The organism is Pseudomonas sp. YNh, from assembly GCF_037993085.1.
Taxonomy (GTDB): Bacteria; Pseudomonadota; Gammaproteobacteria; order Pseudomonadales; family Pseudomonadaceae; genus Aquipseudomonas; species Aquipseudomonas putida.
The window spans coordinates 57,372-69,697 of sequence record NZ_JBBMRJ010000035.1 but is presented as its reverse complement, the minus strand read 5'-3'; the positions used below and the strand labels follow the sequence as shown (position 1 = coordinate 69,697).

Sequence of the window (12,326 nt, the reverse complement as noted above, 5' to 3'; positions counted from 1 at the left end):
AGTTGGACGGAGGGCTATTTCAGCACAGGTCAGATGGCCTGTGCTGACTTGATCGGAGAATCCCTAAGAATCACGTAGTCGCGTTCGCCATCTGGTGGTAGATGACCACATTCCATTAGGCCGATGATGTAACCCTCCACCTTCCCTCGGGCCTCGCGCAGGTCTTGCTCTGTTGTGGATTCGTGGATGTCATCCACCAGGCGTTTCCAACGCTCTGCTTGGCGTTTGCCGATTGGGTCGCTGGAGAAAGTAGGAGCGTGAAACAGTGAATCGTAGTAGCCGGTAGCAGGTTGCGTGCTCAAGCGGGAAGCTCCACAGATTAAATCTGGAGCGATTTTATCATGCGTACACTCAATCGCCTGTTACTGCTCCGCCAGGGGCTGGCTCCTCGCATCTAGGCGCTGGAAGCTAAGCATTGAGTGACGTCTAGTTAGGCACATGCTGGCAGTTTGCGGAGGTGTGGTATGAAGGCCACGAGAGCAGGTGAACATGACATGGCCATCGACGTGGTTTGCGATGTTTGCGGTGTGCCTACATGGGATGGCGAAGGTGAGCCCCAGTACGGAACAATGCATGCGTCATGGGGCAAAGGCTCAGCGCATTGCGGCCAAGAGTACGAGCTTCACTTCTGCGAACGCTGCTTTTTCTCCCAAATAGCTGAGATGAAGAGGGCGCGGTGGCTCGCTGTGATGTTTGATCAGGAAGGCGACGCGATTTTAGGTGATGACACCTACGTTCGGATCAGAACACCTATCTCAGATGGTGGTTGCGAAGATACATGACCGTTTGCTCGATCTCGTTTTAGGGCAAATTACGGAATACCAATAATTATTGCCCTAGAATAATTTTCCGTAATTCTGAACCCGTTGTCATGCTTGCGCTCCGCCTTTTGGCTTGCACACGGCTGCGTACTGCACTGCTCCAGCAGTGGTTTTACGGAAAATGCGCGGTGAGCCTCACATCTCAAGGGGATGCGGAGCTCCTCTAAAAATGCAGTCAATGGAGTCTTAGCTTGAGCACTCTGTAATCGGAAGACATAGAGCGTGGCCTGCGGCACGGCTCTCGTGAACCAAACCCAAGAAAACCTGGTCTCGGCCCTACGGGCTTCCATCCTCACGCCTGCGCACTCTGCTTGCTAAGCCGCTTCGCGAAAATGCGACCCTCGTACCTAGCGCGGTTTATCGTTGGGGATGACTGGCGTGGCCAGACCCTCTATTCGCGTTTGACTTCGGAGCACCATGCAGCGTCAGGGGGATTGGGCCTTGGCCTGTTCATCGTCGGTGAAATTGTTGCCCGACATGGTGGTGCCATCGATGTCGAATCCAGTGTGCAGTCTGGCAGTGTGTTCCGATTCTCGCTTCCAACCTCATAGTCCACGCGATCCCTGCTCCGGTGGGAGCGACAGCATTTAGCGCCACCGGTCTGCCTCTACCATCAACATGCTGAACGTACTGACGCTGCATTCACCTGAACAGAGTAGGGCGCATTTCTGTAGCCCCTGACGATCGGGAGTTCAGCATGAAAGCAATCGTGTACAACGGCCCACGTGACGTCTCGGTCAAGGATGTACCGGACGCGAAAATCGAAAAGCCTATGGACGTGCTGGTACGCATTACCACGACCAACATCTGCGGTTCTGATTTGCACATGTACGAGGGCCGAACCTCGTTCGAAGCCGGGAGAGTTTTTGGTCACGAAAATCTCGGTGAGGTAATCGAGGTAGGGGCAGGGGTCGACCGGGTCAAAGTCGGTGACCGAGTCTGTCTACCTTTCAATATCGGCTGCGGGTTCTGTGAGAACTGTGAGAAAGGCCTCACTGGATTCTGCCTTACAGCGAATCCTGGTGCTGCGGGCGCGGCTTACGGTTTTGCCGAGATGGGCCCGTATCAGGGCGGGCAGGCCGAGCTGCTGCGTGTGCCCTATGCGGATTTCAACTGCCTGGTGCTGCCGGAAGATGCCCAGGAGCGTGAGGATGACTATGTCATGCTCTCGGATATCTTCCCTACAGGCTGGCATGCAACAGAGCTTGCCGGTTTGCTGCCGGGTGAAAGCATTGCGATTTACGGCGCAGGGCCTGTCGGCCTGATGGCGGCCCATTCGGCAATCATCAAAGGCGCGTCCCAGGTGTTTGTCATCGACAACCAACCGGATCGCCTGCAACTCGCCGCGCAGCTTGGCGCAACCCCTATCAATGCAGTCGAGCAGAAGGCCGTGGAAGAGATCATGAACCTTACTCACGGCAAAGGCACCGACAGAGGCTGTGAGTGCGTCGGTTACCAGTGCTGCGACAAGCATGGCCATGAAGCGAACTACCTCACCATGAACAACTTGGTCGCTTCAACCAAGGCCACTGGTGGCATAGGCGTGGTTGGAGTGTTCGTGCCAGAGGATCCTGGAGCGAAAAACGAACTGGCGAAGCAGGGCAAGATGGCCTTCGACTTCGGTGCGTTCTGGTTCAAGGGCCAACAGATCCGGACAGGCCAGGCGAATGTGAAGGCCTATAATCGCCGCCTGGCAGAGCTCATCCATCATGGGCGCGCCAAGCCCTCGCAGATCATTTCCCATCGTTTGAAACTGGCCGAAGGCCCAGATGCCTACAAGCACTTTGATGCGCGGGATGATGGCTGGACGAAAGTGGTGCTCAAGCCTGCGGCCTGATCTGCTCTCACTGCTTCCAGGGACGGAAGCGTGGTGAGGAGTGCAACCTGTATATTTTAGAAGCAACCTTTACCGGCTTGTCAGTGCGTTATCACCCGGCAATTTCCAGTTGCGTGTTCTTGCGCCACCCTCGCAGATTCATGGCGCAGAGACAGAACTGCAGGATGATCAGAGCCCAGGCATGTGCTTGCCAGCCCCACACAGCCCACAGCACGTTGCTTGCGATGAAGCAGCAAAATCCTATCTTCCTTCTACCCGGACGACGCGAACCAATGCACCAGGCTGCCAGTACGGTCATCACCATGGCGGGCCATTCAAGTAATCCAATCCAATATTCCATGAAACCTTCCAACTGATGATGGGGTATCTGAAGCTGATCACCTGCCAGCGTCCTGAGCGCTGGCAGGTGATCGCTCGACTAAGCCGCTCGCTGCTCGCCCTTGAGCATCTTTTTCTGCATTTCCATCGTTCGCCCCAGCTCCTCGAGGGTGTCCTTGCTGAGCAGCTTCTTCGCCGTGGGGAACAGCTCGCCTTCTTCTTCCGCGATGTGATGCTCCAACAGCTCTTTCATGACCTTGACCCGCCCGGCGAATTCGACGGTGCCAGTTTCGGTATGCAGCAGGTCGGGTAGGACGAGCGAATCGACAGTCCGGTGCTCCTCCTTGGCCTCGTAGTACATCTTCGCTTCTTCCTTGCCTCCCGCTTCCTTGATGGCCGGATAAAGAATTTCTTCTTCGAGCGCGGTGTGAATCTGCAGTTCCTGCTCGATCCTGTGGAGTAACTCGGCCCGTTTCTTCACCGCTCGCTCGGTGGTGGTCGACAATTCTTCGAGTAGCTTCTTCACCAGCTTGTGGTCTTGAATCAGCAAGTCGATAGCGTTCATTGGCGTTACCTCATCACGGATGGGATGTAAGAACTTGCCTCTGGTTGAGTCCCCGCCAAACGACACGGTTCAATGGAGATGATGTCTGGCGTCACCGTTCAGGATGGCAACCACTGATGGCCATCGCAGCTCTGAGGGCTGCCAGGTGAGTCAAGCCCTGCGGAAGGTTGCCCAGATACTGCCCCGTCTGCGGATCGACCATCTCCGAGTAGATGCCTACTCCATGTGATAGCCCTTTCAAAGCGTCTGCATAGGCGGCTTCGGCGCGTTCCTGGTTACCCAGAATGGCCCAGGCTTCGATTAACCAGAATGTGCAGGCTAAGAAGCAACCTTCCTCTTCCTGTGCATCGGTGCAGCGATAATGGAAAGCGCCGGCCCCTAGATCATGATCAATTGCTTCCAGCGTGCTGCGCATACGTTCCTTGCTTGGGTAGCCGAACCTGACGGCCAGTGCCAGTGAAGCGTCCAGTCGGTCGCTGTCTGGATAGAACAGGTAAGCCTGGCGTTCTTCGCTCCAGCAGTGCGCCTCGATCCATTGTTGGATGCGCTGTCGCTCGCGATCCCAGCGTTCACGGCAGGTGGTGGGAAGGTGGCCGCCATCTGCCAGTTCGATGGCCCGGCTCAAGGCTTGCCAGCAACTGACCTTGGACATCGTGTAGTGCTGTTTTTCCGGCAACTCCCAGATACCGGCATCCTGCTGACGCCAACAGTCGGCGCACTGGTCGGCAAGGCCTGAGAGGAGCATGGCGCTCGGGGAATCAAGAATGTTGCCGCTGTCGATGAAGCAGCGCGCTGTTTCGAAGATATCGCCGAACACACCGTGTTGGAGCTGGTCGCGGGCATCATTGCCGACGACTGGAGGGGAGTTCTTGTAGCCAGGCAGATCGACCGGGCGCACGCAATCACCGATTGCACCGTCCAGGGTATAGAACACCCGTGGCCCATGTTCATCCAACCGGCGCAGTAGCCAGGTGAATGCAGCCTTAGCCTCTGGCTGTGCGCCGATGCCCAGAAACGCCTCGATGGTGTAGCCGGCATCGCGTATCCAGGCGAACCGGTAGTCGTAGTTCTTGCAGCCGCCAATCCGTTCGGGAAGGGACGAAGTCGCTGCCGCCATGATCGAGCCACTTGGAGAGGACAGCAGAAGCTTGAGGGCCAGCGCATTTCGGATGACCTGAGTCTGGTACGGGCCGTCGTAGACCAGTCCCTTCGACCATTGGCACCACTCCCGGTGCGAGCCGTCGATGCGTTCATCGATCAGGGCCAACGGCGGTGCCACCAGGGGCTCATCACGCCCTGCGATAATTGCAACCACTGAGCGTTGTCCAGCTGCAAGGCTAAGGACAGCACGGACGCCCATGTCGTCTTTGCGTTCGATGTGCACATGATGGTCGTGCAGGAACATGCCGAGTATTCGCCCCGCATGAAAAACGCAGGCATTGTCATTCGGCGCCACGTAGGGGCTTACCGTGTCGGCTTGGGTTCCGAAGTCGATGGCTAACTCGAAATCGACCGCACCCTCGACACACTCAATGCGCCTGGCGAGTTCGGCCCAAGGCAGGCGTCCGGCTGGCCCGCTGTTCAAGGATTCCGTCAGCCGGGCACGACCCTGAGTGGTGATGAAAATTGTCTCAAGGACGTTGCTGTCTGCTAAGTAGCGGCGCTCAGCAACGAACGGCTCGCTAGGGGTAATGGAAAAGAAGCCTCCTGTTTCAGGGGCCAGCAGCTTGTCGAATAGGGGTGGTGAATCCATGTGCGGCACACACCACCAGTCGATGGAACCGTCCAGGCCAATCAGTGCCACGGAACGCCCATCGCCGAGCGCACCATACTGCTCCAAGGGCAACCATCCACCCTCATCTCGTTGAGGTGCACCCTGTTGAGCTTCTACCGGTTCTCTTTCCATCAGCATGCCTTTGAGATCACGTGTTCTCATTCCGACAGGGCTATCTGGCGTCTGGTTCGTCTTATGTGAGCGCTGCGTAAATAGAGGGAATTTAGAATTGGCATGGATATCTCATGTAAAGCGAGACACAAGGGAGCTTCGTTGCCTCGCATTTACCCTGCAGGGAACAAGAACAAAAGGGGGCTTACATGAGTTGTCTGATTTGCGCGGGGCAAGCTGAGTCCGTTGAATGCACCGGTGGCTGGGAAGAGCGACACTGTTCTCAATGCGGCTGTTACCGAATGTCCCAAACGCTCATTCTGGTGATGATGGAAGAGGGTCAGATTTTTGATACCGAGCGGATGCGGGCCTGGCTGGTATCTCGGCGCGAACTGATGCCCATCCCTACCATCGACCATAGCCAGGCGATATTGGCACTCTAAACGGACATGGGTTCTACCACTGACAGCCTGTTGTCTTACTCGGCAGGAATGATTGAAATCTTTCCATTGCGTTCGACGATAGCGAACTTCACTTGCTCAATTTTTTCGATGCCTTGGCTGTCTCGTGCTGACTCGAGGATATCGTCCTCCGTGAGTCGTGCCCGACGCATGCGGTGATGCAGAAAGCGCCCATTCTCAACAACCAGGGTAGCGTGCCCGTCCAGAAGTCGGGCCAAGGGCTTGGAGTTCAGCTTTGCTAGTGAAAGGCCGACGTCCAGTACGATCAGCGTGGCGATCACCAGCATGGCATTGGTGAATGAAAAATCGTCACCCAGAAGCGCCTGCTGGGTGGCTTCCCCGATGATCAGCAACAACACGAAGTCGAAGGTCGTCAAATCGGCCAGCGAGCGCCGCCCGGCCACGCGAAACAGCAGCATGAGGGCGACATACATTCCGGCTGCGCGGAGGATCGAATCCATGACGCACTCCTAGGGGTAAAGAAATGTGGAGAAGTGAACGGCGCTTTCAGGGCCAGCCCTGACGCTGCCCTCCAGAGTGCCTACGTGCTCACTTCGAAGGGTCAAGTACAAGGTGGCGACCCCATCTTCTTTAGTACCCAATTGGAATAGCAGGGCCTGGCCATGCGACATCGACTGTTGTGGCTCCGGTTGCAACGTCTCGATACTGGCGTCACGGAGCAATGATCCCTCGATTTGCACTTCCACCGGCTGACCAGGGATACCCTGAACGGTGATGAATAGACTGTCTGTCGTGCCGCTTCGGCTGAGGCGCTGGTACTCAACCCGTACCCGGCCATCCTGGCTCACCACCTCGGCATCGCTCAACGGGCCATTACCGAACAGGCCTGCCAAGGCAAGCAATACGATGGCCACGAGCACGTACCAGCCCACGCGCTCGAAGCGCCAGACGCGCTGCTGCATCGGTATATCTTCATGAACAGGGTGACGCCTGGATAGCAGTTCATCTTCCGACATGATCACAGCCCTCAGGCGCGCTCGCCGCGTAACCAGCGCTGGTGATAGTGGGAAAGCCGGGTCAACCCGAAAACGGCGCCTTGGCGCATCACTTCAGACCGCTCGCCGAAGAAACGCTGAGTGCGCGTGAAAACGGCAATTGGCTCGCCGGCGAAAGCCCACGCAAAGCACATCGTCCCCGGTGGTATCCCGGATTCGGGTGCCGGCCCGGCTACCCCGGTGGTGGCGATCACCACGTTCGCATCGCTGTCTCTCAAGGCGCCCAAGGCCATTTCCCAGGCTACTGCTTCGCTGGTCAGGCCATATCGTTCGATGGTTTCGGCGCTGACGCCCAGCAAGCGCTTCTTGGCGCTGGGCGAGTAGACGACATAGCCGCTTTCCAGCACCTCGCCGGTACCCGGTACCGCCGCCAACAAAGCCACAAGGCAGCCCGCAGTGCACGATTCTGCTGTGCTCAAAATCAGTTTGTTGTTTTTGAGATAGCCGAGAGCGGCCAGTACAGGGTCGTTTTCCATTTCAGAATCGACTCGCTTGTTTTGCGGTGGACGCGATGCTGGGGTATTTGGTTCATCGCATCTAATGCCCGGCTATCTCGGGGAGTGAACCTGACCTGAACTTTGCCTCGTACATTGGCTTCTTTTATTCAAAGACAAGGGTAGGAGAGCAAGATGAAGAATGAGAGCGATAGGCAAAATGCAGGTGCGCAGACGAGGCCGCATGGGGAAGAGGAGCGAGACAACGATGCTCATCGTCCGGACGGATCAACGGGGACAGCCCACGACTCCACGGCGCAAAAAACGGCCCGTGATCACGATCAGCAAAAACGCTGAAACTGCCCACGAAAAGGGTTTGAGGCTCGCCAACTCGGCGAGCCTCTTTTCGCTAAAGGATCGGTTTACCGCCAGTCACTGCGTAACGTGAGCCACTGATGTAGCTGGCCTCGTCGGAGCCCAGCAGCACGTAGATCGGCGCGACTTCGACCGGCTGCCCCGGGCGCCCCATCGGGTAGCTGGAACCGAAGTTCTTGACGGCCTCGTCCGGCATGGTTGCCGGAATCAAAGGCGTCCAAATAGGGCCTGGCGCGACGCTGTTGACCCTGATGCCTTTCTTGGCTAGCAACTGAGCCAAGCCAGCAGTGAAGTTGGCAATGGCTCCCTTGGTCGTGGCATAGGCCAGCAGGCTGGGGGATGGATCGTCGGAATTGACCGAGCTCGTATTGATGATCGAGCTTCCCTTGGGCATGGAAGGTAGAGCCGCCTGGCAAATCCTGAAGATCGCGGTGATGTTGGTATCGAAGGTCTTCACCCATTCGTCATCGTCGATTTCTTCCAAGGTCTCGTGGGACATCTGGAACGCCGCGTTGTTGACCAGGATGTCGATGCGCCCGAACTGGCTAACGGTCTTTTCGACGATGTCGTAGCAGTGCTGTTTCTGCGCCAGGTCTCCGGGCAACAGCAGGCATTGACGGCCTGCGGACTCAACCCAGCGCGCGGTTTCTTGGGCGTCTTCATGCTCATTCAGATAAGCGATGGCGACGTCGGCTCCTTCACGGGCATAGGCAATCGCTACTGCCCGCCCGATGCCGCTGTCTGCTCCGGTGATGAGTGCAATCTTGCCTTCGAGTCGATTGTGGCCGGTATACGATTGCTCACCACAATCCGGGTAGGGCTCCATCTTGCGCTGTGAGCCGGGGACATTTTGAGGCTGTGAAGGGAAGGGCGGGGTAGGGAAGTCTCGCATGGTGGAAGCTCCTGCAGTTGAGAACGCTTGTTATCGTTCGAACGGAGCTAAGGGCCGACGTTGAGATGAATTCAGGGTTTGAACGACGGGCGGTCACTCCTTCTATCTCCATTGAATTATCGGGAATTGGTCGGCTCTACCGCTGACCCGTGTCGCGCTTTCTGTGTGAGGCTCCACTACATCCAGCTGGCGTGACCCGCGCCCTCCAGGTGCCTGAGGCATCACCGGAGGGCGCGAAGCAGAAAGCTGGACTCAGCCTGCCAGCGCTTTGATCAACTGTTCGTTGAAAGCCGGAATATCGTCTGGCTGGCGGCTGGTGATCAGGTTGCCGTCCACTACAACCTGCTCATCCACCCAATTGCCGCCCGCATTGCGAATGTCGTCCTGCAATGTCTTGTAGCTTGTCATCCGCTTGCCTTTGGCCAAGCCACTGGACACCAGGAGCCAGCCTCCGTGGCAGATGACGGCCAGCGGCTTGCCAGCCGCGTCGTGGCTCTTCACCAGGTTCTGCGCACCGGGGATCAAGCGAATCGTGTCGGAGTTCTGAACGCCGCCGGGCAGCACGAGGGCATCATAGAGATCGAGTTGGGCACCTTCGAAGGTTGCATCCACGGCAAACTCGTCGGCGGGCTTGTCGTGATTCCAACCACGCACAGTGCCTTCCTTATCAGCGAGGATGTCGATCACCGCACCAGCTTTCTCCAAGGCCTCACGAGGCCCTGTTAACTCGACTTGTTCAAAACCATCAGTCACCAGGAAGGCAACGCGCTTGCCACTCAGTTGTGTACTCATCTTTGAATCTCCATTTTCGATAAAGCTGACAGGGGAGGCCTCAACGGCGTCGACGTTGGGCATGAGCGATGAGAAGTCCCGCGAGCAGACCGATGACTGCCGCACTTAGCAACAGCGGTATCTTGTCTTTAGGGGTTAGGCCGATGCCGTCCATGCTTCCCGGCCTACCTGTTGGCGTGGACAGATTCTCGGAGGACTCCAGTGCGTCGGAACTGCGGTTCAATGGTGTGTCCGGACTGGACTGAGCGACGGGCTCAACCTCCTCAGCCGTGGCGCTGACGTCAAATTGGTTCAGCTTCAACGCTGTGCCGTCCACCAGGGTCAGTGTCAGGTTTTCAATGTCTCCCGCTGCGCGACCTGGAAAAACCGGTTCGCCTGCAGCATCGAGGTTGTCGTAAATGAAGCGCTTGCCCTCCAGCCAGCCAACGGCTGTGAGTAACTCGGGGCCGAGGTAGTATTTTCCATCGAGGAAGAAGCCTGGAAACTGGTGAGCGCGTTCGACGTTCTCCACGGAGTAACGCTCACCCGCCTTCATGCCTGTTGTTGGATCAATCATGACCACGACCTCCGTATGCTGGTATAGCCATGGAGGTTGCCGAGGCAGTACGTGTTCCTAAGGGATGACCAATGGACTTCAGTCCAATCTGTTGGTGGGTGGCCGGTGGTTGAGCGCAGGGTCTGCCGTCTGACTTTTCAATTGAATTTTTACGCGTACATCCCCCTCTGTAAATTTGGGTCAAAGGGAGATACTCACGTGCCTGGGCAGCAATTATTTGTTATCGATTACACACTCCATGGCGAGAGCCGGGCGTTCATTATTCGCTTGGAAAAAATGGACGATCCCGTGGCCTGGCACTGGGCTAGTTGCGATGCCGGTGTTGGCATCATCCCGCGATTCAGTCAGCAGAACATCAAGCTGGTCAGTCGTCCAATGGCAGAGGGCTATGGCATCGCGAACGTGAAGTGGCGACTTGCCGGCAATGGCCCTGAATTCATTCCCCAACCTATCGATGTCGGCAAATTTTCAGGTGCTGGAGAAGGTGCCTGAACCCCTGAGGCCGGCCACTTTTTTGGAGATGTTGCTATGCAGCCTAAAACCGAAGGCTCTGAAGAGAAAGGCCCAAGCGACTTACCTTTCATTAACGATCCGGAAAAGCCCACGTCGCCTCCTTTGAATGACGCTGATGCCACTGAAGCAGCCGAGGCAGAGGAAGACATTGAGGATGACGGCCAACCCATATGAGCCAGGAGGAGCACACGATGGACAATTACCACCTCAGCCCTACAGCAAATGGATGGGAATTGAAGAAAGCCGGTGCTGAACGCGCCTCCAAGCGAGCGGCGACTAAGCATGAATTGGTCAGCGCCCTCGCAGATTTCTTTGATGGCAAGACGGCATCGGTGAAGATCCATAAGGCGGATGGCACTATCGAAGAGGAGCGCACCTACCCACGATCTGCTGACCCGCGCCGTAGTAAAGGTTGAAGACCGTAAATGCCTGTGACCTCGGCATCGAAGTCACGGATGTCGGGGGTGTGTTCAGGTGGTTGATGGCCAGCTTTCTCATGGGCAAGCGCATACGATCTACTGTCGCCTTGAGGGCGTACCGGATACTTGTCGATCAGCAGGGGCTTGATACGCCGCAAAAGCTTGCGCAGGCCACACATGCGACCCTTGTGAGGCTGCTCGGGCAGGCTGGGTATGCGCGATACGATGAATCCACTGCCCGACGATTGCATGCCCTTGGTAAGAAGGTAGACGCGGAATTGGGTGTTCAACTTGAGGCGCTGCGGGACGATCCAGGTTGTGAGAACTTCAAGCGCTGGCTGCTAAGCTTCGAGGGTATAGGCCCTAAGACGGTGGAGATTTTCATGCGAGAGGCGCTTGGCTATTTGTCAGTGTCGGAAGGCCATTGAGCGGATGACGGCGATTGGCCTCCATCGACGCGCGTCCAGATGAGTGGAACACTCAAAGAATCAATTATGGACTGGAGAGGGTGATGAAGCTTGACATCGAGAGTTTGTCGCTATCAGGGAAGACAGTAGTTGTCGTGGAAGATGATCCAACGCTTCAGACCCTGCTGGTGGAGATCCTAATCGAGTTGGGCGCCGCCTGCGATGCCTTCGATAACGCCGAAGACGCTTTGATTCACTTGATGGGACTTGGGAGCGACTGCTCGTTGATCGTCGCCGATCACGGTGTTCCTGGAAGCATCAAAGGCATGGAGTTCATCTCCATGGCCCACGAAAGGTGGCCAAGATTACCCGCCATTCTCACCTCGGGCTATCAGCTTGATCCATCGCAGGTCACCCCACCTGTCACTTACCTGTTCAAACCATGGTCAATTGACGAGCTCGCTGAAGCTATTAACCAGGCGCTTAGCTCTGCAAGTTTTCCTCCAGCTCTGCCCGCATCGTCCGACCATAACGCTCTTTAGCGCTGCAGGTTGTCTCGAGCTGCATCGTCCGCCCGCTGATCACTAGCCATTTGGTGGGGTGTCTCGCAGTGGCTGCCCATCGCCTGATACTCCTTGCGAAGTTTATGGATCTCTCGATTGTCGAGCGCTTCAAGATCGAGCACCGACTGCTCTGCTGATTTCGTAGCACGGATAAGCTCGTCGAGCTTGACGTGGATGATGTCGTTGTCCCGGTTCTGGGTGTTCTGGATCAGAAAAACCATCAGGAATGTGATGATGGTGGTCGACGTATTAACGATGAGTTGCCAGGTGTCGTTGTAGTGAAACCAGGGCCCGGATGCAGCCCATGTGGCAATTAGTACCACGGCGATCAAGAAGGTACTCGGTTTACCGGCGTGGTTAGCGAGCGATTGGCAGAACTGGGCGAATTTCATGACGATAACTCCAATGCGACCTATCGGTTTGACAGCAGAGGAGCGCTGAAATCTTTTTTTACATTTCGCCGTGATGATGG

19 protein-coding genes and 1 pseudogene are annotated in these 12,326 nt (G+C 56.5%); 9 read left to right on the top strand and 11 right to left on the bottom strand.

Features of this window, described 5'->3' with window-relative positions; genetic code table 11:
- Positions 1–29 precede the first annotated feature (29 nt).
- Positions 30–302 carry a hypothetical protein gene (locus tag WF331_RS25805; RefSeq protein ID WP_340623435.1) on the bottom strand — a complete coding sequence of 91 codons (273 nt, stop codon included), beginning with the start codon at positions 300–302 and terminating at the stop codon, positions 30–32.
- Between the two features lie 192 nt (positions 303–494).
- Between WF331_RS25805 and WF331_RS25800 the strand changes: the two genes are divergently transcribed.
- The 3 genes from WF331_RS25800 (at position 495) to WF331_RS25790 (ending at position 2,658) form a co-directional block, all read left to right on the top strand.
- Positions 495–782, top strand: a complete 288-nt coding sequence (locus WF331_RS25800; protein WP_340623434.1) for a hypothetical protein — start codon at positions 495–497, stop codon at positions 780–782.
- Between the two features lie 371 nt (positions 783–1,153).
- Positions 1,154–1,372, top strand: coding sequence for an ATP-binding protein (locus tag WF331_RS25795; protein ID WP_340623433.1), 219 nt, complete (start codon positions 1,154–1,156; stop codon positions 1,370–1,372).
- A gap of 146 nt (positions 1,373–1,518) precedes the next feature.
- Complete coding sequence (locus tag WF331_RS25790) at positions 1,519–2,658, top strand: glutathione-independent formaldehyde dehydrogenase (protein WP_028697833.1); 1,140 nt, start codon at positions 1,519–1,521, stop codon at positions 2,656–2,658.
- Between the two features lie 91 nt (positions 2,659–2,749).
- Here WF331_RS25790 and WF331_RS25785 read toward each other — a convergent pair whose 3' ends face one another.
- From WF331_RS25785 to WF331_RS25775, 3 genes are all read right to left on the bottom strand, one after another.
- Positions 2,750–2,998: a hypothetical protein gene (locus WF331_RS25785; RefSeq protein ID WP_028698527.1), complete on the bottom strand. Its 249-nt coding sequence runs from the start codon at positions 2,996–2,998 to the stop codon at positions 2,750–2,752.
- Positions 2,999–3,076: 78 nt separating this feature from the next.
- Entirely contained in the window at positions 3,077–3,541 is a 465-nt protein-coding gene (locus WF331_RS25780) for a hemerythrin domain-containing protein (RefSeq protein ID WP_028697831.1), read from the bottom strand.
- A gap of 91 nt (positions 3,542–3,632) precedes the next feature.
- Positions 3,633–5,387 (bottom strand): glycoside hydrolase family 15 protein, encoded by a 1,755-nt coding sequence (locus WF331_RS25775; protein ID WP_028698528.1) that lies wholly within the window; start codon positions 5,385–5,387, stop codon positions 3,633–3,635.
- Between the two features lie 248 nt (positions 5,388–5,635).
- Here WF331_RS25775 and WF331_RS25770 point away from each other — a divergent pair, with 248 nt between their 5' ends.
- Entirely contained in the window at positions 5,636–5,869 is a 234-nt protein-coding gene (locus WF331_RS25770) for a hypothetical protein (protein ID WP_131812211.1), read from the top strand.
- A gap of 35 nt (positions 5,870–5,904) precedes the next feature.
- On the opposite strand, the gene WF331_RS25765 is transcribed toward WF331_RS25770, so the two are convergent.
- The 6 genes and pseudogenes from WF331_RS25765 to WF331_RS25740 form a co-directional block, all read right to left on the bottom strand.
- Positions 5,905–6,348 carry a DUF421 domain-containing protein gene (locus tag WF331_RS25765; RefSeq protein ID WP_023662641.1) on the bottom strand — a complete coding sequence of 148 codons (444 nt, stop codon included), beginning with the start codon at positions 6,346–6,348 and terminating at the stop codon, positions 5,905–5,907.
- A gap of 9 nt (positions 6,349–6,357) precedes the next feature.
- A complete protein-coding gene (locus tag WF331_RS25760; protein WP_080693988.1) occupies positions 6,358–6,810 on the bottom strand; it encodes a hypothetical protein in 453 nt (150 codons plus the stop codon).
- 65 nt (positions 6,811–6,875) lie between these two features.
- Entirely contained in the window at positions 6,876–7,379 is a 504-nt protein-coding gene (locus tag WF331_RS25755) for a CinA family protein (RefSeq protein ID WP_028697827.1), read from the bottom strand.
- A gap of 367 nt (positions 7,380–7,746) precedes the next feature.
- Positions 7,747–8,604 (bottom strand): SDR family oxidoreductase, encoded by an 858-nt coding sequence (locus WF331_RS25750; protein ID WP_028697826.1) that lies wholly within the window; start codon positions 8,602–8,604, stop codon positions 7,747–7,749.
- 252 nt (positions 8,605–8,856) lie between these two features.
- Positions 8,857–9,396 (bottom strand): type 1 glutamine amidotransferase domain-containing protein, encoded by a 540-nt coding sequence (locus WF331_RS25745; protein ID WP_028697825.1) that lies wholly within the window; start codon positions 9,394–9,396, stop codon positions 8,857–8,859.
- Between the two features lie 289 nt (positions 9,397–9,685).
- A pseudogene (locus WF331_RS25740) lies at positions 9,686–9,952 on the bottom strand (SDR family oxidoreductase); the annotation flags it as partial.
- 198 nt (positions 9,953–10,150) lie between these two features.
- On the opposite strand from WF331_RS25740, the gene WF331_RS25735 reads away from it, so the two are divergent.
- The 5 genes from WF331_RS25735 (at position 10,151) to WF331_RS25715 (ending at position 11,833) form a co-directional block, all read left to right on the top strand.
- A complete protein-coding gene (locus WF331_RS25735; protein WP_028697823.1) occupies positions 10,151–10,444 on the top strand; it encodes a DUF6555 family protein in 294 nt (97 codons plus the stop codon).
- Positions 10,445–10,480: 36 nt separating this feature from the next.
- Complete coding sequence (locus tag WF331_RS25730) at positions 10,481–10,639, top strand: hypothetical protein (RefSeq protein ID WP_162838439.1); 159 nt, start codon at positions 10,481–10,483, stop codon at positions 10,637–10,639.
- A 17-nt stretch (positions 10,640–10,656) separates the two neighbouring features.
- Positions 10,657–10,881, top strand: coding sequence for a DUF2188 domain-containing protein (locus WF331_RS25725; RefSeq protein WP_028697822.1), 225 nt, complete (start codon positions 10,657–10,659; stop codon positions 10,879–10,881).
- A complete protein-coding gene (locus tag WF331_RS25720) occupies positions 10,878–11,312 on the top strand; it encodes a DNA methylase (protein WP_028697821.1) in 435 nt (144 codons plus the stop codon). The genes WF331_RS25725 and WF331_RS25720 overlap by 4 nt, the downstream gene beginning before the upstream one ends.
- An 83-nt stretch (positions 11,313–11,395) precedes the next feature.
- Positions 11,396–11,833: a response regulator gene (locus WF331_RS25715; RefSeq protein ID WP_340623432.1), complete on the top strand. Its 438-nt coding sequence runs from the start codon at positions 11,396–11,398 to the stop codon at positions 11,831–11,833.
- Here WF331_RS25715 and WF331_RS25710 read toward each other — a convergent pair.
- Complete coding sequence (locus tag WF331_RS25710; RefSeq protein WP_340623431.1) at positions 11,830–12,246, bottom strand: low affinity iron permease family protein; 417 nt, start codon at positions 12,244–12,246, stop codon at positions 11,830–11,832. The genes WF331_RS25715 and WF331_RS25710 overlap by 4 nt on opposite strands.
- Positions 12,247–12,326: the final 80 nt, after the last annotated feature.